The 18,605-nt window shown below is 73.0% G+C and carries 19 protein-coding genes; 11 read left to right on the top strand and 8 right to left on the bottom strand.

Translation table 11 applies throughout. The features are described from left to right. Nucleotides 1-78 precede the first annotated feature (78 nt). Nucleotides 79-1,071: a hypothetical protein gene (locus QP089_RS42640; protein WP_285920235.1), complete on the top strand. Its 993-nt coding sequence runs from the start codon at nucleotides 79-81 to the stop codon at nucleotides 1,069-1,071. Between the two features lie 16 nt (nucleotides 1,072-1,087). Here the strand turns inward: QP089_RS42640 and QP089_RS42635 are convergent, their stop codons facing one another. Continuing rightward, entirely contained in the window at nucleotides 1,088-1,489 is a 402-nt protein-coding gene (locus QP089_RS42635; protein ID WP_285920234.1) for a carboxymuconolactone decarboxylase family protein, read from the bottom strand. Nucleotides 1,490-1,596: 107 nt separating this feature from the next. Here QP089_RS42635 and QP089_RS42630 point away from each other — a divergent pair, with 107 nt between their 5' ends. Continuing rightward, nucleotides 1,597-2,475 (top strand): LysR family transcriptional regulator, encoded by an 879-nt coding sequence (locus QP089_RS42630; RefSeq protein WP_285920233.1) that lies wholly within the window; start codon nucleotides 1,597-1,599, stop codon nucleotides 2,473-2,475. A 16-nt stretch (nucleotides 2,476-2,491) separates the two neighbouring features. Here the strand turns inward: QP089_RS42630 and QP089_RS42625 are convergent, their stop codons facing one another. Next, nucleotides 2,492-2,926 (bottom strand): MarR family winged helix-turn-helix transcriptional regulator, encoded by a 435-nt coding sequence (locus QP089_RS42625; protein WP_285920232.1) that lies wholly within the window; start codon nucleotides 2,924-2,926, stop codon nucleotides 2,492-2,494. An 80-nt stretch (nucleotides 2,927-3,006) separates the two neighbouring features. Here QP089_RS42625 and QP089_RS42620 point away from each other — a divergent pair, with 80 nt between their 5' ends. Next, nucleotides 3,007-4,182 carry an MFS transporter gene (locus QP089_RS42620; protein ID WP_285920231.1) on the top strand — a complete coding sequence of 392 codons (1,176 nt, stop codon included), beginning with the start codon at nucleotides 3,007-3,009 and terminating at the stop codon, nucleotides 4,180-4,182. Nucleotides 4,183-4,343: 161 nt separating this feature from the next. Next, on the top strand, nucleotides 4,344-5,576 hold the full coding sequence (locus QP089_RS42615) for an MFS transporter (protein WP_285920230.1): 1,233 nt from the start codon (nucleotides 4,344-4,346) through the stop codon (nucleotides 5,574-5,576). Between the two features lie 15 nt (nucleotides 5,577-5,591). Here QP089_RS42615 and QP089_RS42610 read toward each other — a convergent pair whose 3' ends face one another. Then, nucleotides 5,592-5,981 carry a VOC family protein gene (locus tag QP089_RS42610; protein ID WP_285920229.1) on the bottom strand — a complete coding sequence of 130 codons (390 nt, stop codon included), beginning with the start codon at nucleotides 5,979-5,981 and terminating at the stop codon, nucleotides 5,592-5,594. Nucleotides 5,982-6,135: 154 nt separating this feature from the next. On the opposite strand from QP089_RS42610, the gene QP089_RS42605 reads away from it, so the two are divergent. Both QP089_RS42605 and QP089_RS42600 read left to right on the top strand, forming a co-directional pair. After that, on the top strand, nucleotides 6,136-7,974 hold the full coding sequence (locus QP089_RS42605; protein ID WP_353070682.1) for an FAD/NAD(P)-binding protein: 1,839 nt from the start codon (nucleotides 6,136-6,138) through the stop codon (nucleotides 7,972-7,974). A 140-nt stretch (nucleotides 7,975-8,114) separates the two neighbouring features. Then, complete coding sequence (locus QP089_RS42600; RefSeq protein WP_285920228.1) at nucleotides 8,115-9,320, top strand: putative PEP-binding protein; 1,206 nt, start codon at nucleotides 8,115-8,117, stop codon at nucleotides 9,318-9,320. A gap of 36 nt (nucleotides 9,321-9,356) precedes the next feature. Here QP089_RS42600 and QP089_RS42595 read toward each other — a convergent pair whose 3' ends face one another. The 3 genes from QP089_RS42595 to mshA form a co-directional block, all read right to left on the bottom strand. Further along, a complete protein-coding gene (locus tag QP089_RS42595; protein WP_285920227.1) occupies nucleotides 9,357-10,178 on the bottom strand; it encodes a phosphoglyceromutase in 822 nt (273 codons plus the stop codon). Nucleotides 10,179-10,206: 28 nt separating this feature from the next. Further along, nucleotides 10,207-10,698, bottom strand: coding sequence for a type III secretion system chaperone family protein (locus QP089_RS42590; RefSeq protein WP_285920226.1), 492 nt, complete (start codon nucleotides 10,696-10,698; stop codon nucleotides 10,207-10,209). Nucleotides 10,699-10,807: 109 nt separating this feature from the next. After that, nucleotides 10,808-12,151 carry a D-inositol-3-phosphate glycosyltransferase gene (mshA, locus tag QP089_RS42585; protein ID WP_285920225.1) on the bottom strand — a complete coding sequence of 448 codons (1,344 nt, stop codon included), beginning with the start codon at nucleotides 12,149-12,151 and terminating at the stop codon, nucleotides 10,808-10,810. 134 nt (nucleotides 12,152-12,285) lie between these two features. On the opposite strand from mshA, the gene QP089_RS42580 reads away from it, so the two are divergent. Next, nucleotides 12,286-13,047, top strand: coding sequence for an SDR family NAD(P)-dependent oxidoreductase (locus QP089_RS42580; RefSeq protein WP_285920224.1), 762 nt, complete (start codon nucleotides 12,286-12,288; stop codon nucleotides 13,045-13,047). 4 nt (nucleotides 13,048-13,051) lie between these two features. Here the strand turns inward: QP089_RS42580 and QP089_RS42575 are convergent, their stop codons facing one another. Beyond that, a complete protein-coding gene (locus QP089_RS42575; protein WP_285920223.1) occupies nucleotides 13,052-13,867 on the bottom strand; it encodes a class I SAM-dependent methyltransferase in 816 nt (271 codons plus the stop codon). Between the two features lie 107 nt (nucleotides 13,868-13,974). Here QP089_RS42575 and QP089_RS42570 point away from each other — a divergent pair, with 107 nt between their 5' ends. The 3 genes from QP089_RS42570 to QP089_RS42560 all read left to right on the top strand — a co-directional run bounded on the left by QP089_RS42570 (nucleotide 13,975) and on the right by QP089_RS42560 (nucleotide 16,986). Beyond that, a complete protein-coding gene (locus tag QP089_RS42570) occupies nucleotides 13,975-15,597 on the top strand; it encodes an AMP-binding protein (RefSeq protein WP_285920222.1) in 1,623 nt (540 codons plus the stop codon). Between the two features lie 55 nt (nucleotides 15,598-15,652). After that, nucleotides 15,653-16,438, top strand: coding sequence for a TIGR03084 family metal-binding protein (locus tag QP089_RS42565; protein ID WP_285920221.1), 786 nt, complete (start codon nucleotides 15,653-15,655; stop codon nucleotides 16,436-16,438). A gap of 77 nt (nucleotides 16,439-16,515) precedes the next feature. Further along, nucleotides 16,516-16,986, top strand: coding sequence for a universal stress protein (locus QP089_RS42560; protein ID WP_285920220.1), 471 nt, complete (start codon nucleotides 16,516-16,518; stop codon nucleotides 16,984-16,986). A 26-nt stretch (nucleotides 16,987-17,012) separates the two neighbouring features. On the opposite strand, the gene QP089_RS42555 is transcribed toward QP089_RS42560, so the two are convergent. Beyond that, nucleotides 17,013-17,525, bottom strand: a complete 513-nt coding sequence (locus QP089_RS42555) for an O-acetyl-ADP-ribose deacetylase (RefSeq protein WP_285920219.1) — start codon at nucleotides 17,523-17,525, stop codon at nucleotides 17,013-17,015. Between the two features lie 207 nt (nucleotides 17,526-17,732). On the opposite strand from QP089_RS42555, the gene QP089_RS42550 reads away from it, so the two are divergent. Continuing rightward, complete coding sequence (locus tag QP089_RS42550) at nucleotides 17,733-18,584, top strand: NAD-dependent epimerase/dehydratase family protein (RefSeq protein ID WP_285920218.1); 852 nt, start codon at nucleotides 17,733-17,735, stop codon at nucleotides 18,582-18,584. The last annotated feature ends 21 nt before the right edge of the window (nucleotides 18,585-18,605 follow it).

Here is an 18,605-nt window from a genome sequence, read left to right as displayed (position 1 = left end):
CTTGACAAGCCGCGCGGCGCGGTGCGACGCTTCCCGGGGAACTAAAAGAACGGACATTCGCTTTTTGTAGGAGGGGCCATGAAGTCCTCCCCCGCCGTGCACGCCCTGGGCGTCGCCGTCGCCGCCGCGCTGCTGCAGCTCGTCATGATCGTCGCCTTCGCATGGCCGTCCGCCCACCTCGCGCCGCGCCACGTCCCCCTGGTCGTCACCGGCCCCGCGGCCGGCGTGGTCGCCGAACGGCTGGCGCACGCGCGGCCCGGCGCCTTCGACATCACGACCCGGCCGGACGAGGCGTCCGCGCGCAGGGCGCTCACCGACCGCGACGCCTACGGCGCCATCGTCGCCACGCCGTCCGGCGTCCGCGTGCTCACCGCGTCCGCGGCCTCCCCGGTGGTCGCGCAGCAGCTCGGCGCCCTCGCCCAGCAGCTCGCACCGGGCAGCCCGGCCGCGGGCACGGCGCCGGTCCAGGACGTCGTCGCCGCCGATTCCGACGACCCGCGCGGCACCGGGTTCGGCGGCATGGCGCTTCCGCTGGTCATGTCGTCGATCGCCGCTGCCGCCCTGCTGACCTTCGCGGTCCGGCGGGTGGCCTGGCGGGCCGCCGGCGTGCTGCTGTTCGCGCTGCTCGGCGGGTTCGGCTCGGCGGCCGTCGTGCAGGGCTGGATGTCGCTGCTGCCCGGCCCTTACCTGACCATCGCCGGCGTGATGGCGTTCACCGTCGCCGCGGTCACCGGAACCGTCGCGGGCCTGGCCGCCGCCGTCGGACGGGCCGGGCTCGGCGTCGGCGCCCTCACCTTCCTGCTGGTCGGCAACCCGTTGTCGGCCGCGACCTCGGCGCCCGAGCTGCTGCCGAGGCCGTGGGGCGAGATCGGCCAGTTCCTCCCGCCCGGCGCGAGCGTGACGCTGCTGCGCTCGGCCGCCTTCTTCGACGGCGCCGGCGCGGGCCGTCCGCTCGCCGTGCTCGCCGGGTGGACCGTCCTCGGGGTCGCGCTCCTCGCCGCCGGCGCCCTGCGCGCCCGCTCGGCGGACGCGTCCGGCGGCGTCCGCAGCCCCGAACCGGCCCTCACCTGACCGCCCGCCCGCGCCGTCAGGACAGGTTCGTGATCGGGAGCAGGTCGCGCTCGCCGAAGACCTTCTTGGCGACGAGGGTGGCGTTGATGGCGCGGGGCATCCCGGCGTAGACCGCCGTGTGCAGCAGCGCCTCGGCGACCTCCGTGGCGGTCAGGCCGACGTTCAGCGCAGCGTTGATGTGCACCTCCAGCTCGGGCTCGCAGCCGCCCAATGCGGCCAGCACGCCGAGCGTGACGAGCTGGCGGTCGCGGGCGGGCAGCTCGGGGCGGGCGTACATGTCGCCGAAGGCCCAGGCGACGACCTGGTGCCCGAGCTCGGGCGAGACGTCGGCGAGCGAGTCGACGATCCGCTGGCCCGCCTCCCCGTCGACCTGCTCCAGAATCTTCATCCCGTACTGGTGGCGCTCTTCGCGGTTCATGTCGTTCTCCTCAGAAGCGGTTGCGATGACTCGATCGTGCCGCGAGAAGGCGCCTCGGCTGCTTTGGAGGCATGCGTAGATATACTTCCCATGCTTTGGAGGCATGGATGGATCTGCGGATGCTCGGCTACGTCGTCGCGATCGCCGAGGAGGGCTCGATCAGCGGCGCGGCCCGCCGCCTCCGGCTGACCCAGCCGACGCTCAGCCGCCAGCTCCGCGAGCTGGAACGCCGCCTCGGCGCGGAGCTGTTCGTCCGCGAGGGGCGCGGGCTCACCCCGACCGCCGCCGGGAAGGCGCTGGTGAAGCGGGCTTCGGTGGTGCTGGCCGAGGCGGAGGCGGCGCTGGAGGACGTCCGGCTCGCCGCCCAGGGCCTGGCCGGACGCGTGACGGTGACGTTCGCCGGCTCGGGGATCAACGGCCCGCTCGGCGGCGCGCTCGGCCGGCTGCGCCGCGAGCTTCCCCGCGTCGACCTGCGGCTGGAGGAGAGCTTCAACGACGCGGAGATGTCGGACGGCGTGCTCGACGGCCGGTTCGACATCGCCGTCCAGCGGCTTCCGGCGCGCGACGCCCGGCTCGCCACCCGGCCGTGGTGGAACCAGCCGCTCACGCTGTTCCTGCCGTCGGCGCATCCTCTCGCGCACGCGCCCGGCCCGGCGCCGCTGACGGCGCTCGGCCAGATCCCGCTCGTCGTGTGGCCGCGCGAGGTGTCGCCGCACTCCCACGACGAGATCCTCGCGCTGTGCGACCAGGCGGGGGTGGTCCCCCGGATCGGCGCGCAAGGGCGCAGCGTGCAGACCGTCCTCGCCCTGGTCGCGGCCGGGTTCGGCGGGGCGGTGATGCCCGACTCGCACCGCGCCCTGCGCCGCGTCGGCGTGACGCCGCGCCCGCTCGCCGGCACGAACACGACCCTCTACCTCGTCTGGCGCGCCGGCGACACCAACCCGCTCGTCCACCGCTTCCGGGACACCCTCGCCGCCCTCGCCTGACCGCGGTCCGGGGGTGCTAGCGGTCGGCGAGCAGCGCTTGGAGCAGGTCGCGGAAGGATTCCTGCTGGTCGCCGCTGAGCGGGGCGAGCGGCGAATGCGTCTCCAGGCGCGCGAGGACGCCGGCGCGGGCGCGCTCGCCCGCCGGGGTGAGGACGATCTGCTTGGCGCGCCGGTCCGTCGGGTGCGGGCGGCGCTCGATCAGGTCCTGCCGTTCGAGCCGGTCGAGGACGAACGTCGCGTTGGACGCCTCGCACGCCATCCGGGCGGCCAGCTCCCGGGCGGTGATCGGGTCGGACAGCTCGCGCAGCGCGACGACCTGCGAGGCGGTCATGCCGAGGTCGTCGGCGACCCGGCGCACGTGCGCGTCGAGCCGCTGCACGAACTGGTGGACGAGCTTGCACACGTCCCGGTCGATCTCGACGTCCCCCGCCGCTGCGGACCCCTTCGCCATGCCCGGCAGTCTACCGCCCATGATTCGAGTCATGATAATGATAGTTCGAACTATACGAGTTCGAACTATCTGGAGTGCGCGTGCCGCTTCCCGTCCTGTCCCTGATGCTGGTGGTCTTCGGCCTGACCACCGGCGAGTTCGTGATCGCGGGCATCCTGCCCGACGTGGCCGCCGGCCTCGCGGTGCCGGTGCCCGCCGCCGGCCGGCTGGTCACCGCGTACGCGCTCGGCATGATCGTCGGCGGCCCGCTGGTGACCGCGCTGACCGCGCGGCTGCCCCGCCGCCCCCTCATCGCCGGGCTGGTGGCCGTCTCCGTGCTGGCCAACCTCGGCTCGGCGGTGGCGCCCGGCTACGGCCTTCTGCTCGCCGCGCGGTTCGCCGCCGGGCTCGTCGTCGCGACGTTCTTCGCCGTCGCCATCGCGACCGCCGTCTCCACGGCCGCCGAGGGCAGGCAGGCCTCGACCGTGGCCAAGGTCGCCCTCGGCATGAACCTCGGCATCGTCCTCGGCACCCCGCTCGGCACCCTCGTCGGCCAGCACCTCGGCTGGCGGGCGGCCTTCGCCGCCGTCGCCGCCGTCACCGCCGCGGGCCTGCTGATGGTGCTGCGGTTCGTGCCCGCGATCCCCGCCGCGACGGGATCGATGCGCGGCGAACTGCGCGTCTTCGCGGGCCGCGGCGTGCAGCTCGCGATCGCCCTCACGGCCGTCGGCAACGTCGGCGTGGTGACCGTCTTCTCCTACATCGCGCCGCTGCTCACCGAGGTCAGCGGGTTCGGCGAGGGCGCCGTCCCCGTGCTGCTGCTGGTGTACGGCGCGGGCGCGGTCGCCGGCAACTTCCTCGGCGGACGGCTGGCGGACCGGGCGCTGATGCCGTCTCTCGCGGGCCTGCTCGCCGTGCTGGCCGCCGTCCTCGTGCTGTTCTGGGCGGCCGGCGGCATGCGGGCGCTCGCCGTCCCGCTGGTGTTCGCCCTCGGGCTGCTCGCCTTCGCGATCATCCCGGGCATGCAGACCCGCGTGCTGACCGCCGCGGGCGCCGCGCCGACGCTGGCCGTCGCGGTCAACGCCTCGGGCTTCCAGGTCGCCGCCGCGTTCGCCGGCTGGCTCGGCGGCGCCGTCATCGACCACGGCCCCGGCCCGCGCTCGCTGTACCTGGTCGGCGCGGCCCTCACCCTCGCGGGCCTGGGCATAGCGCTCTACATCCTGCGCCGCGACCGCCGCCCGGCCCCCGACCGGGACCTCGAAAGCGCGGCTTCCTGACGCACGAGGGCCGCCCTGGTCGGCGTTCCGCGACAAGGTCAACCCCTACCCGTCGACACCTTCGTCCTGCAACGCCCCCGCACCGACCACCACCGCTGACCCCGCTCCGCTTACTGTTGGTCGGATTCGGAAACCACCCGCGTCCGGCCTGGGGGAAGCGCGTGCAGCTGAGAACCCTGCTGCTCGACGCGACCCCACTACGAACGTCACCCACCTTCCGCCGGCTGTGGGTCGGGCAGACGCTCTCCGGGTTCGGCGGGCAGATGACGCTCGTCGCCGTGATGTTCCAGCTCTGGCAGACGACGAAGAGCACCACATGGACCGGCGCGGCCGGACTTGCGCAGGCCGTCCCGCTCATCGCGCTCGGGCTCTTCGCCGGATCGCTCGTCGACCGCGTGGACCGCCGCCGCTTCTACCTGCTGACGACCAGCGGGCAGACCGCCTGCTCGCTCGTCCTGGCGCTGCAAGGCTTTCTCGGGCACCTTCCGGCCGCCGGAATCCTCGCCGTGGTGGCGGTCCAGGCGTGCTTCACCGCGGGCGGCGGGCCGGCCTCGCGCACCTTCATCCCGCGCCTGCTGCCGAAACACCAGATCGCCGCGGGACTGGCGCTGCGGCGCATCGCGTTCCAGGGCGCCATGCTGGCCGGGCCCGCGCTCGGCGGGCTCATCGCGGGCGGCCTGGGCGTCGGCGGCTGCTACCTGTTCGACGCGCTCACCTTCGCCGCCGCGCTCCACGGCGCGTTCGGCCTGCCGCCGATGCGCCCCGGCGACGACCCCGCACGCCCCGGCCTGCGCGGAGTCCTGGACGGCCTGGCCTTCCTCGTCCGGACGCCGGTGATCCGCGGCGCCCTACTCACCGACCTGGCCGTCACCGTGCTGTCGATGCCGGTCAGCCTGTTCCCGCTGATCAACGCGGAACGGTTCGGCGACGACCCGCGCACCCTCGGCCTGTTCCTCACTGCGATCGCGGTCGGCGGCGTGACCGCGTCGCTGCTCTCGGGGACCTTCACCCGGCTCCCCCGCCCCGGCCTGGTCATGCTCGCCGGCTCCGCCGCCTGGGGCGCGGCGCTCGTCCTGTTCGGGTTGTCTCCGGGCCCGTGGACGGGCTTGGCCTGCCTTGTGGTGGCGGGGGCTGCTGACACCGTGTCCGTGGTGTCGCGGGGCGCCGTCGTCCAGGCGCACACTCCCAGCGAGCTTCTCGGCCGGGTCGGCGCCGCCGAGCAGATCGTCGGCCAGGCGGGGCCCGAGATCGGCAACATGCGCGCCGGACTCGTCGCGGACGCCGCCTCGGGTACTGCGGCCGTCGTCAGCGGTGGGCTGCTCTGTCTTGGGGGCGTCGTCGTAGTAGCGGTCGCTACTCCGCATCTCCGGCGCCCCTCCGCGGTGGCCGCGTAGGGGCGGCCGGTGGGGTCAGTGTGGTTCGGGGGCCACTCTTCGGCGGAGCAGGCAGAACTCGTTGCCCTCGGGGTCGGCGAGGACGTGCCAGGACTCCTCGCCCGTCTGCCCCACGTCGGCCGTCCGGGCTCCGAGGTCGAACAGGCGCTGGAGTTCCTCGTCCTGGTCGCGGTCGGTCGCGTTCACGTCGAGATGCAGCGGCAGTTTGCCGCGCTTCGGTTCGTCGCTGCGGCTGAGGACCAGCCTGAGCCCGAATTCGCCCAGCTCGGTTCCGGCGGGCCCGATCTCGATGTCGCCGTTGTCGTCCTTCTCCAGGACGACGTAGCCGAGCACCCGGCACCAGAAGTCGGCGAGGGTCTCGGGATCCCGGCAGTCGAGGACCAGTTCGGTGATGCGGCATGCCATGACGCCACCGTACCCGGCTTTTCGGTCACGTCACGGCGAAAGGTCGTGGCATTAATCCCGTTTTTGGTCTTTGGACGTTGGTCCGTTCATGGGCTCGGAGTGCGTTCCCGGTAGCTTTGTTACGAATCGTTCGTCACACACGGGAGCGGGCACCGTGGAGTTATCAGGATCCCGAACGGTGGTCATTGTCGGAGCGGGCTTGGGCGGCACCGCCACGGCCGTCCGCCTGTTGCAGTTCGCCCGGGAGCCCTTACAGGTGGTGATGATCGAGCGGCGGCCCGAATACCGGAACGCCGGCCTCGCCTATCACCGGACGGGCAACCACTGGCATCACGTCTTCAACATCCAGGCGGGCCGCATGTCGATGTTCCGGGAGGACGTCGACGACTTCGTGGCCTGGGCCAACAACGAGGCCGACCGGGCCGGGTGGCCCCCCGAGTGGCGCGGTTTCACCTTCACCGAGTCCGGGCCGGCGCCCCGCCGGATCTACGCCGACTACCTCGCGGCCCGTCTCGCAGAAGCGGCGCGCGAAGCACCGGAATGGGTGACGCTGCTCGAAGCCGACGGTGAGGTGGTCGACATGGCGGTCGACGCCGGCCGCGTCAATGTCGTGGTCGAGAACTATTCCGTGCCGCACACCGACGCCGCGCCCCGCCGGACGACCCTGCGAGCCGATCATGTCGTCCTGGCGACGGGCCTGGAGGAACGGGACCTCCCGTTCGCGACCGGGGTGAAGGACCATCCCTCGTTCGTCCGGCATCCCTACTCCGACGGGGGGATCGAGCGAATCATCGGTCTCCGGCAGGATGCCGTCGTCGCCATCATCGGCACGCTGCTGAGCGCGTACGACTCCGCCTCGGTTCTCCTCCGGCGCGGTCACACGGGCAAGATCCACATGATCTCGCGTTCCGGTCTGACGCTCCGGACCTATCCTCCGGATCACCGGCACCACGTGCTGAGGCTGCCGGCTCCACGCCTGCACGCCGACGGCTACGAAGGCCGCGACGACCTCGTCCAGCGCTTCAAGGACGAGTGGGAGCGGGCGTGCGCCATCGTCGCCCGGGAACATCCCGCCACGCCTCCGGCGGTGCTGACCGAGCGGATCGCCAAGTCCTGGGAGCCCCATCTGCCCGAGGTCCTGGCGCGTGTCCCCTCGTCCGACCTGCGCGCGCTGCTCGACGGCTCCGCGAGCCTGCTGGCCACCTTGCGCGTGGGCGCCGTCGCGTACATCACCGAGTTCGTCGAAGCGGCGATGGCGGACGGCAGGATCACCCTCACCACCGGGACGGTCGACCGGATCGTCGGCACCGGGGCCGGCACTCTGAAGGTGTCGGTGTCCGGGCCGGCGTCGGCGCAGACGATCGAAGCGGACCTGGTGATCGCGAACCTCGGGCGGGAGCAGGACTACGAGCGGGTCCGTTCGCCGCTGTGGCAGAACCTGCTGCGCAAAGGCATCGCCGTACCGCACCGGCGCACCGGACGCGGTGTCGAGGTGGACGACTGCGGCTTCCTCCTTGGACCGACCGGCGCCCGCTCCGGTCCGATCTGCGTGGTCGGCGCTCCCCGGGAGGGCGACGAGATCGTGCGGTACGGCCGCGTGGGCGCGTTCGCCTTCAACCTCGCCGCGATCAAGAATCATTCGGTGGGCGTCGCCGCGACCGTGCTGCACCACCTCGAAGCCTGCTATGACGAACAGGCCGGGGACGTGGACGGCGCCGAGGAACTCGAGGAGTTCGCACGCTCGGTCCTGCTCGACGTGCACCGAATGGCCGCTCGGCGTCGCCACGACCGCCAAGCCTTGATGGCCCGGCTCGAAGACGGCCTCGCAGCCCTTCGAAACGCCATGGCCCGCAGCGGCCAAGCCCTCGCGACCGATCGCGCGCTGCGGTACGCCGTGAACACGGCCGCCGTGACGAAGCTCAACGACCTGTCGGTGACGCCACGGGCCCTCCGATCCCAGCTCGGGCTCGACGAACCGGTGGAGCCGAATTAGACCGACGCCACCTCGGCATTCCGGAAGGTGCGTGCCGTCTCGATCGTTGACAGCCTCTCATCAGGCTCTGGCCGGACGACGCCGAGAGAGAGCCCGATCTCGGACGAGCCCGGCCTGGGAATCGGTCAGAGAGGACGTCCGTGAGCTTTCGCGAAGTACCCGGGGTTCTGCTCGTCGGTTCGGACGAGCAGAGCGTTCGCGGTATCTGCAATCGCACCGGGAAACCGATCGACGGTGCCATTCTGGTCATCGATGCGCTCAGCCCCGACCGCTACGACGCCATCGTCGGCTCCGCCGCGGTGATCTGCGCCAGAGGCGGCCCGACCGGCCACATGCAGTCGCTGTGCCGCTCGCGCGGAATCCCCGTCCTCCGGATCGACCCGTTGGAATTGGACGCGCTCGCCGACGACGTCACCATCCGGCTGGATCGCGAGTCGGTCCTTCTCGGTCGCGCCGAACCCGCAACGCAGCCGCCGCCGTTCCCGTCCGCCGACCTCGACGACGTCGAGTCGATCTGCGTGGTCATCTCCGACTCCGCCGACATCCAATCCATCAACGCCCTCCGACCGCGCGTCGAGCAGGCGAACTCCTACTTCATCCGCGAGGAGTTCATCTGTTTCGCCGCCGGCCTGAGCCCGATCGACTCGCTGCGAGCGGGGATCGGCGAGGCCGAGCGCTACGGCGCCGAGGTGGCCTCGGAGCTGTGCTCGATGGCGGACGAGCTCCTTCCCGGCCAGCGCCTGGTCATGAGACTGCTCGACCTCCGCTCGGACGACGCCGCCCAGATCACGACCGGTGCGCACGTGGACGACGAGCCGAACCCCGAGCTCGGCCTGCACGGCGCCCGATGGCTCCTGAACGAGCGCCACTACCCGCATGCGTTCCAGTCGCTCCGAACCCATGTCCGGGAACACCTGGGCGCGAACGCGGACCGAATAAGCTTCGCCGTTCCGTTCATCAACGACCGCGACGAATTCCTGCGGCTGCGCCGGTCCCTGGACTTGGGGGACGACACGCCTCTCGGCGTCTTCGTCGAGACGCCGGCCGCCGTGCACGCGGCGGCCGATTTCTGCGCCGCCGGAGCCGGTGAACTGTTCGTCGGCACCAAAGACCTCGCCCAGTTCTACCTCGCCGCCGACCGGAACAACCACCGGGTCTCCGCCGCCTACCAGACCCGGCACCCGGCCGTCCTGGCCGCGCTGCGCCAAGCCGTCGAAACCGGCCGCGACGCCGGGGTCCCGGTGCACGTCTTCGCTCTGGGCGCCGACGTCGACCACTATCTGCGGCACCTCCCGACGCGCAGGCTCATGATGTGCACGGCCGAGCTGCGGCGACTCGCAGCGTGAGGGGCCGCCGTCGCCCCGGCGGCCCCTCCGCGGCGGCTACTTCTTGCGGCCTCGCCTGGACTTCGGGGCGTCCTTCTTCGGCTCGGGCTTCTTGGGCGCGGCCGGCTTCTTGGCGCCGCCACCCTGGTTCTTGACGGCCTCGATCGCGGCCTTCGCGGCGGCCGGGTCGAGGTACTCGCCGCCGCGCTTGAGGGGGGCGAAGTCGTCGTCCAGCTCGTAGACGAGCGGGATGCCGGTCGGGATGTTCAGCCCGACGATCTGCTCGTCGGAGATGTCGTCCAGGTGCTTGACCAGGGCGCGCAGCGAGTTGCCGTGCGCGGCGACCAGCACGGTCTTGCCGGCGGCGAGGTCGGGGACGATCGAGTCGTACCAGTACGGCAGCAGGCGGTCGACGACGTCGGCCAGGCACTCCGAACGGGGGATCAGCTCGGACGGCAGCTCGGCGTAGCGCAGGTCGTTCACCTGGGAGAGCGGGTCGTCGTCCTTGATGGGCGGCGGCGGGGTGTCGTAGGAGCGGCGCCAGACCATGAACTGCTCTTCGCCGAACTCCTCGCGCGTCTGCGCCTTGTTCTTGCCCTGGAGGGCGCCGTAGTGCCGCTCGTTGAGCCGCCACGACCGCTTGACGGGGATCCACAGCAGGTCCGCGACGTCCAGCGCGATGTTGGCGGTGCGGATGGCCCGCTTCAGCAGCGAGGTGTGGACCACGTCGGGGGTGATGTCGGCGTCGAGCAGCAGGTCGCCGCCACGGGTCGCCTCGCTCTCGCCCTTCGTGGACAGGTCGACGTCCACCCAGCCGGTGAACAGGTCTTCCGCGTTCCAGACGCTTTCGCCATGCCGGAGCAATACCAGGGTCGCCATGGTGCAGAGCCTATCGGGACGCGCGGATCTACTCGCGGTTGGCCGGGTCGGCGAAGGACGCGAACGCCTGCAGGTTGGCCAGGCTCTCGCCGCGCTTGACGCGCCAGTCCCATTCCCGCTGGATGGACGACTTGAAGCCGCGTTCGAGGGCCTTGTCGAAATTCTCGTCGGAGTAGGTCAGGACGCAGCCGAGCAGCCGGTCGATCTCCTCCGCGCTGACCGACTCCAGCGGCACCCTGCCGACGAGGTGGACGTCGCCGACGTCGTCCAGCGCGAACGCGACCCCGTACATGCGGCCGTTCTTCTCCAGCAGGAAGCGGTAGAAGTCGGCGTGGTTCTCGTCGGGCCGGCGGCAGAAGAACGCCTCGACGTGCAGGCTGTGGTCCCCGACGATCAGCCAGGTCATGGTGGCGAGCTTGTGCTGGCCGGGCAGCTTGACGAAGAACGCGTTCTCGCGCGGCTCGTCGAACTCCAGCTCGGCGGCCTTCAGCGCGTCCCGGATCGTCTCGACGGCGCTCATGCTCGCTCCCTTCGAGGGGGGACGACCCCCCGCACCCCCCGGTTCGCTGTCGCTCATTTTTGCTCCCTTCGCGCGGGGTCGATCCCCCACGTCCCCCGCTTCCTGCCGCTCATGCGGTGACCTCCGCGGTGAGTTGCGGGGACAGCGTCGGCGGGGCGAGGCCGACGGCGGGCAGCGACATGGCACCGGTATACACGTCCAGGAGGCGGTCGACGGTGGCGTCCCAGCCGAAGTCCTGGGCGTGGCGGACGGCGCCGCGGGCGAGGCGGTTGTGCCGGCCGGGCTCGGCGTGCAGGCGGCGCAGGACGGCGGCGTAGTCGGCCGGGTCGTGCCCGGGGATCAGCACGCCGGACTCGCCGTCGGCGACGGCGGTGCACAGGCCGCCGACGCGGGACGCGACGACCGGCGTCCCGCAGGCCTGCGACTCGACGGCGACGAGCCCGAACGACTCGCTGTGCGACGGGACGACGGTGACGTCGGCGGCGCGGTACCAGTCGGCGAGGTCGCTCTGCGGGGCCGGCGGCTCGAACCGGACGACGTCGGTGATGCCGAGTTCGGCGGCGAGGGCCTGGAGCCCTTCGGGACGGCACCGTCCGGAACCGCTCGGGCCGCCGACGACGGCGACGACGAGCTTGGAGCGCAGCGACGGGTCGTCGGCGAGCATGCGGGCGGCGGCGCGCAGCAGCACGTCGGGGGCCTTGAGGGGCTGGATCCGGCCGACGAACAGCAGGACGTAGGCCTCGCGGGGCAGGCCGAGGCGGCGGCGGGCGGGGCCGGTGCGGTGCGGGAGGAGGCCGGTGCTGCGGGCGAGGACCGGGGATTCGGGGCGGAACAGCGACAGGTCGACGCCGGGGCTGACGACGGCGACGCGGCGGGGATCGGCGCCGTAGAGGCCGATCAGCTCGTCGGCCTCCTCGCGGGTGTTGGCGACGAGCTGGTCGGAGGAGGCGACGACCTGCTCCTCGCCGAGGACGCGCTCGTCCGGCTCGGGCTTGTCGCCGTCGGCGAGCGCGGCGTTCTTGACCTTGGCCATGGTGTGCATCGAGTGCACGAGCGGGACGCCCCAGCGCTGCTTGGCGGCCCATCCGGCCTGTCCGGAAAGCCAGTAGTGGGTGTGCAGGAGGTCGTAGTGGCCGGGGTCGTAGGACGCCTCGGCACGCAGCACGCCGGAGGTGAAGCCGCACAGCTGGCGCGGCAGCTCGCCCTTGTCGAGCTCCTCGAACGGCCCGGCGACGACGTGCCGGACGAGCACGCCGGGCGCGAGCTCGGCGACCGGGGGCAGGGCGCGGCAAGTCGCGCGCGTGAAGATGTCCACCTCGATGCCGCGCGCGGCGAGCCGCTTGGCCACCTCGACGATGTAGACGTTCATACCGCCCGCGTCGCCGGTCCCGGGTTGGTCGAGGGGGGAAGTATGAACACTGACCGTCGCAACTCGGTTGATACGACGCGACACCGGACACCACCTCCGGTAGTGCAACCTATCGAGCGCGTTACCTGTTCCCTCAGGAAGGGGGACAATCGTCACTTCTCGCCGCAGTGATCGACCTCACCGGCCCGCCGGACGTCCTCACCTGGGAGGCTGGGCGCATGCGTAAGACCGCGGTAGTGACCGGAGCAAGCAGCGGGATCGGGGCCGCCACGGCCAGGCGGCTGGCGGCGGAGGGCTTCAACGTCGTGCTGGCGGCGCGGCGGCGCGAGCGCCTCGAGGCGCTCGCCAAGCAGATCTCCGACGAGGTGCCGGGCGCGGCCAAGATCGTGCCGATCGAGCTGGACGTGACCTCGCAGGAGTCCGTGGACGCCCTCGCGGCGGCGGTCGGCGGCTGCCACGTGCTCGTCAACAACGCGGGCGGCGCGCTCGGCCTGGACACCGTGGAGACCGCCGACCTCGACGACTACCGGGCCATGTACGAGACGAACGTGCTCGGGCTCGTCCGGGTGACCAAGGCGCTGCTGCCGAAGCTGATCGACAGCGGCCAGGGGCACGTGGTGAACATCACCTCGCTCGCGGCGCACGTCCCCTACGAGGGCGGCGGCGGGTACAACGCGGCCAAGCACGCCGCGTACGCGGTGAACGAGGTCATGCGGCTGGAGCTGGTCGCCAAGCCGGTCCGGATCACCGAGGTCGCGCCGGGGCTGGTGAAGACCGAGGAGTTCTCGCTGGTGCGGTTCCGCGGCGACGAGGAGCGGGCGGCGAAGCCGTACGAGGGCGTGCCGGAGCCGCTGGTGGCCGAGGACGTCGCCGACTGCGTCGCCTGGGCGGTGACGCGCCCGCCGCACGTGAACATCGACCGGATCGACGTCCAGCCCCGCGTCCAGGCGGCCCCCCACAAGCTCCACCGCGAGAGCTGAAGACTCAACGAGGGGCGACGGCGGTCCAGGGGAGGGTCAGTTCGCCTAGGCGCCAGCGTTGCCGGCCGCCGTAGGGCGGGCGGGTGAGGACGGGGTGGGTCCGGGCCAGCAGCCGGACCGCCTCGATCCAGCGGGCGCGCGGGCCGAACGCCGAGTGCGGGGCGGCCGTCGCCCAGCAGCGGTCGAACGCCGTGAGCACGTCGTGCACGGGCTCGCCCGGGACGTTGCGGTGGATCAGCGTCTTGGGCAGGCGTTCGGCCAGGTCGGACGGGCGGCCGAGCGACCGGAGGTGGGTCGCGAAGGTGATCGTCCGCGGGCCGTCCGGGGTGAGGGTGACCCAGACGGCGCGGCGGCCGATCTCGTCGCAGGTGCCCTCGACCAGCACGCCGCCGGGCGCGAGCCGCCCGCAGAGCTGGGCCCAGGCGCGCCATGCGGCGGCCTCGTCGTACTGGCGCAGCACGTTGAAGGCGCGGATCAGGACGGGGCGGCGCGGCACCGGCACCTCGAAGCCGCCGCGCCGGAACGACAGCCCGTCGTGCGGGCCGGTCCGGCCGAGGAAGGCGTGGCCTGCGGCGACGCGGTCGGGCTCGATCTCGATGCCGATGACCTCGAGCCGGGGCGAGACGGCGCGCAGGCGCGTGTACAGCTCGTAGGTGGTGACGGGGGACGCGCCGTAGCCGAGGTCGATGGCCAGCGGGTGCTCGCCCGTGCGCAGCGCGGCGGCCTGCGTCGCGGCGATCCAGCGGTCGATCCGGCGCAGGCGGTTGGGGGCGGTGGTGCCGCGGGTCACCTCCCCGACGGGCTTTTGCGATGCGACCACTTCCAGATTGTCGGGCTTTGACGCCACATGCCGGTAATCGAACCGGGTTCGGTAAGTAGTCGTTTACGCTGGTCTCCCCCAGATCCCCCCGTCCCGAGGAGAGCCGCATGCCCCAGCTCGACCTGGCGACCCTGCACGAGGCCGTCGCCGCCGCCGTTCCCGACCGCGAGGCCATGGTCTGGCGCGACCGGCGGCTGAGCTGGAGCCGGGCGGCCGAGCGCACCCGCCGGCTCGCGCGCGTCCTGCACGAGCACGGGCTCGGGGTCCGCGGCGAGCGCCCGGCCGGGCCGTGGGAGTCGCCGCACGACCACCTCGCGCTCTACCTGCACAACGGCCCCGAGTACCTCGAGGGCCTGGTCGGCGCGCACAAGGCCCGCGTCGCCCCGTTCAACGTCAACTACCGGTACGTCGACGACGAGCTTGCGCAGTTGTTCGCCGACGCCCGTCCGGCCGCGATCCTGTACCACGCGCGGTTCGCCGACGTGATCGCCCGGGTCGTGAAGCGGCTGGACGCCCGGCCGCTGCTGCTCCAGGTGGCGGACGAGTCCGGCAACGACCTGGTGCCCGAGGCGCTCGACTACGAGGAGGCGCTCGCGGCGGCGTCCGCCGACCCGCTCGACGGCGTCCGGCCGGACGCCGGTGACCTGCACATCCTCTACACCGGCGGGACGACCGGGCTGCCCAAGGGCGTGCTCTGGCGGATCGGCGACCTGATGCTCGGCCCGCTCGGCCTGCGCCGCCGCGACGGCTCGCCCCTCGACGACCTGGACGAAGCGGTCGCGAAGGCCGTCCGCAGCGACCAGCGGGTCGTCGTCGGGCCGCCGCTGATGCACGGCGCCGGCACCTGGTCGGCGCTGGGCGCGTGGTGCGCGGGCGGCTGCGTGATCTTCCCCGACCGGGTGGACGGCCTCGACGCCGCCGACCTGATGGCCACCGCCGAGCGCGAGCGGGCGACCCGGATGCCGCTGGTCGGCGATGCCTTCGCGCGCCCGATCGTGGACGCGCTGGAGCGCCGCCCGCACGACCTCGGCCCGCTCCGCTCGCTGGTCAACTCGGCGGCGGCGATCAGCCCGGAGGTGAAGCGGCGGCTGCTGGAGCTGATCCCGGGCGCGCGGATCGTCGACGTCCTCGGCTCGTCGGAGAGCGGCTTCGCGGTGACCCGCGCAGGCGCGGAGGCGCGCACGTTCGCGATGGCGCAGGGCGGCGCGGTGCTGAGCGCCGACCGGACCCGCAAGCTCGCGCCCGGCGAGGACGAGATGGGCTGGCTGGCCAAGGGCGGCGACGCGATCCCGCTCGGCTACCTCGGCGACCCGGACAAGACCGCCGCGACCTTCCTGACGATCGGCGGCGACCGGCTCGTGATCCCCGGCGACCGGGCCCGCCACCTCGCCGACGGCACCGTCGAGGTGCACGGCCGGGAGGCGACCACGATCAACACCGGCGGCGAGAAGGTGTTCGCCGAGGAGGTCGAGGGCGTGCTGCGCGCCCTGCCCGGCATCGAGGACGCGCTGGTCGTGGGCCGTCCGAGCGAGCGGTGGGGCACCGAGATCGTCGCGGTGGTGCGCCCCGCGGCGGCCCCGGACGACGCGGCGCTGCGCGCGGGCTGCGCCGATCGCCTGGCCCGCTACAAGATCCCGAAGGCGTTCGCGCGGACGGACGCCTCGCTGCGGCTGCCCAACGGCAAGGCCGACTACGCCGCCGCCCGCGCGCTCGCGGGCCCGGTGGACTGAACCGCGTTCTGTTCAGGGCTGTACGGGACGGCGTCCGGCACGGAATCCTGGTCGGATGCCGGACCTGCACAGCCTGCTCGCCGACCTCGCCGCCGAAGGCGACTCCCTCGACGCCCTGGTGGCGCCGCTGCCCGCCGCGCGCTGGGCCGACCCGACCCCCGCCGAGGGCTGGACGGTCGCGCACCAGATCGCCCACCTCGCCTGGACGGACGTCGCGGCGTTCACCGCCGCGACCGACGCCGCAGCGTTCGCCCGGCTGGTCGACGACGCCGTCACCGAACCCGGCTACATCGACGCGCGCGCGGAGGCGGGCGCCGCCGAGGACCCCGCCGTCCTGCTGGGGACCTGGCGGGACGCGCGCACCCGCCTGGCGGACGCGCTCGCGGCCCTCCCGGCGGGCGCGCGGCTGCCCTGGTTCGGGCCGCCGATGAGCGTGCCGTCCATGGCGACGGCGCGGCTGATGGAGACGTGGGCGCACGGCGAGGACATCGCGGACGCGCTCGGCGTCCGCCGCGAGCCGACGGCCCGGCTCCGGCACGTGGCGCACATCGGCGTCCGCGCCCGCGACTTCGCGTTCCGCAACCGGGGCATGGAGCCGCCCGCCGAGGAGTTCCGCGTCGAGCTGACCGGCCCGGACGGCGACAAGTGGACGTGGGGCCCGGACGGCGCGGCGCAGACCGTCACCGCTCCCGCGCTCGACTTCTGCCTGCTGGTCACCCGGCGGCGCCACCGCGCCGACCTCGCGGTGGTCGCGACGGGCGCGGACGCCGACCGGTGGCTGGACGTGGCGCAGGCGTTCGCCGGCCCGCCCGGCGAGGGACGGCCGCCGACCACCGGGTGAGCACTGCTGGGTGAGAGCTTGGCCACTGCCGGAGCGGCCCGGGTTCGGCGCGAGCTGATCTTGGACATATCTCCGGCATGACAGTTCTCATTGCATTCGACGGTTCTGACGACGCCAGGACCGCGATCGAATACGCCGCCAAGCACCTGCGCCCGGAACCGATCGTGATCCTGAGCGTGTGGGAGCCGCTGCTCACCCAGATCACCTGGGCGCCGCTCGCCGCCGGCGTGCCGGTCACCGCCGAGCAGGGCGACGACGGCAGGTTCGAGGAGGAGAAGCAGGCCGAGACGCTCGCGCGCAAGGGCGCCGAGCTGGCCGAGGCCGCCGGCGCGACGCAGGTGACGCCGCGCGCCGAACGCGGCGGCGGCCCGGTGTGGGCGGCGATCGTCGACGTCGCCGAGGAGCTGGACGCCTCGCTGGTCGTGACGGGTTCGCGGGGCCTGGCGGGCGCCCGGTCGATGATCCTCGGCAGCGTGTCGACCCGGGTGCTGCACCATGCCGGGCGCCCCGTCCTGGTCGTCCCGCCGCCGAAGGACAACGACGACTAGGGCGGGGAGGGCTAGGGCAGGGCCGACTAGGGCTGGCCGACGGCGCGCTCGAACGCGGCGTAGGCGTCCTCGGTGAACAGCACGAACCGGGCCTCCGCCACCTTGGTCTGCGCCGCCCGCACCGTGCCGACCGCGATCCGGGCGGCGTCGTCCATCGGCCAGCCGTAGATCCCCGCCGACACGGCCGGGAAGGCGACCGACGCGGCGCCGAGTTCGTCGGCGACCCGCAGCGACTCGCGGTAGCAGGAGGCCAGCAGGTCGGAGCGGTCCTCCGACTTGGCGTAGACGGGGCCGACGGTGTGGATGACCCAGCGGGCGGGCAGCCGGCCCGCCGTCGTCGCGACGGCCTGCCCGGTCGGCAGGCCGCCGCCGTACTGCGAGGCGCGCAGCTTGCGGCACTCGTCCAGAATCTCCGGGCCTCCCCTGCGGTGGATGGCCCCGTCGACCCCTCCGCCGCCGAGAAGCGAGGAGTTCGCCGCGTTGACCACGGCGTCGACGTCCTGCTCGGTGATGTCGCCCCGGACGAGAGTGATGTTCATGCACAGAATTGTCCCCAGGCCGGGCACGAAACGCACACGGGCGGTCTCCGGCGGTACGCTCGTGGCGGACGGGCCTCCACGGGGCGGTGCGGCTCGTCCGCCCGTCGTCCGGCGGCCACGGGGGGCGGCCCGCGCCGGGGCCGCGCGTGACCTGGATCAGGACTCCTGCCTATCCTGCCGTCGAACGACCACAAAGGCGTGACAGTCGTGGAGGTTACCCCCTTGAAGATCTTCCTCGCCGGAGCGACCGGAGTCATCGGCCGCCGGCTGATCCCGCTGCTCGTCCAGGCGGGCCACGAGGTCGCAGGGACGACACGCCGCCAGGAGCGCACCGGCTCCATCGCCGAGCTCGGGGCCGCGCCGGTCGTCGTGGACGTCATGGACGCCGCCGCCGTCCGGGAGGCCGTCGCGCGGGCGCGTCCCGACGCGGTCGTTCACCAGCTCACCGACCTGAGCGGTGAGGACTTCGAGGCCAACTCGCGGCTGCGCATCGAGGGCACCCGCAACCTGGTCGACGCCGCGAAGGAGGCCGGGGTCGAGACCATGGTCGCGCAGAGCATCGCCTGGCTGTACGTGCCGGGCGAGACGCTCGCGACCGAGTCCGACGCGCTGGACCCCTCGCTCCCTCCCTACGCGGGGATCGCCGTGCTGGAGAACGCGGTGGCCGAGATGCCGCGCGGCGTTGTGCTGCGGTACGGGGCGCTGTACGGGCCCGGCACCTGGTACGCGCCCGACGGCGCGATCGCGCAGCGGGTGAAGGCCGGCAGCCTGCGGCAGGCGCCCGCGTGGACGTCGTTCGTGCACGCCGACGACGCCGCCGCGGCGGCGCTGGCCGCGCTGGACTGGCCGGCCGGGCCGGTCAACATCGTCGACGACGAGCCGGCGACGACCGCGGAGTGGCTGCCGGTCTACAGCGCGGCGCTGGGCGCCCCGACGCCGGGCAGCGCGGGCAAGCACGCCGCCATGACGGGCCGTCCGGTGTCCAACGCCAAAGCGCTCGGTCTCGGCTGGAAGCCGCGGACCCCGTCGTGGCGCACCGGTTTCGCCGACATGAAGTGAGCCGGCCGGGCCCCGGCGGAA

This window comes from Actinomadura opuntiae, from assembly GCF_030283205.1.
GTDB lineage: Bacteria > Actinomycetota > Actinomycetes > Streptosporangiales > Streptosporangiaceae > Spirillospora.
This window is presented reverse-complemented; position numbering and strand designations above follow the sequence as displayed.

What these genes read in the sequence shown, in the direction of transcription:
- QP089_RS42640 (WP_285920235.1), top strand. Translation starts at nt 79, where the DNA reads ATGAAGTCCTCCCCCGCCGTGCACGCCCTGGGCGTCGCCGTCGCCGCC.
- QP089_RS42635 (WP_285920234.1), bottom strand. Translation starts at nt 1,489, where the DNA reads ATGAACCGCGAAGAGCGCCACCAGTACGGGATGAAGATTCTGGAGCAG.
- QP089_RS42630 (WP_285920233.1), top strand. Translation starts at nt 1,597, where the DNA reads ATGGATCTGCGGATGCTCGGCTACGTCGTCGCGATCGCCGAGGAGGGC.
- QP089_RS42625 (WP_285920232.1), bottom strand. Translation starts at nt 2,926, where the DNA reads ATGGCGAAGGGGTCCGCAGCGGCGGGGGACGTCGAGATCGACCGGGAC.
- QP089_RS42610 (WP_285920229.1), bottom strand. Translation starts at nt 5,981, where the DNA reads ATGGCATGCCGCATCACCGAACTGGTCCTCGACTGCCGGGATCCCGAG.
- QP089_RS42595 (WP_285920227.1), bottom strand. Translation starts at nt 10,178, where the DNA reads ATGGCGACCCTGGTATTGCTCCGGCATGGCGAAAGCGTCTGGAACGCG.
- QP089_RS42590 (WP_285920226.1), bottom strand. Translation starts at nt 10,698, where the DNA reads ATGAGCGCCGTCGAGACGATCCGGGACGCGCTGAAGGCCGCCGAGCTG.
- QP089_RS42580 (WP_285920224.1), top strand. Translation starts at nt 12,286, where the DNA reads ATGCGTAAGACCGCGGTAGTGACCGGAGCAAGCAGCGGGATCGGGGCC.
- QP089_RS42570 (WP_285920222.1), top strand. Translation starts at nt 13,975, where the DNA reads ATGCCCCAGCTCGACCTGGCGACCCTGCACGAGGCCGTCGCCGCCGCC.
- QP089_RS42565 (WP_285920221.1), top strand. Translation starts at nt 15,653, where the DNA reads ATGCCGGACCTGCACAGCCTGCTCGCCGACCTCGCCGCCGAAGGCGAC.
- QP089_RS42560 (WP_285920220.1), top strand. Translation starts at nt 16,516, where the DNA reads ATGACAGTTCTCATTGCATTCGACGGTTCTGACGACGCCAGGACCGCG.
- QP089_RS42555 (WP_285920219.1), bottom strand. Translation starts at nt 17,525, where the DNA reads ATGAACATCACTCTCGTCCGGGGCGACATCACCGAGCAGGACGTCGAC.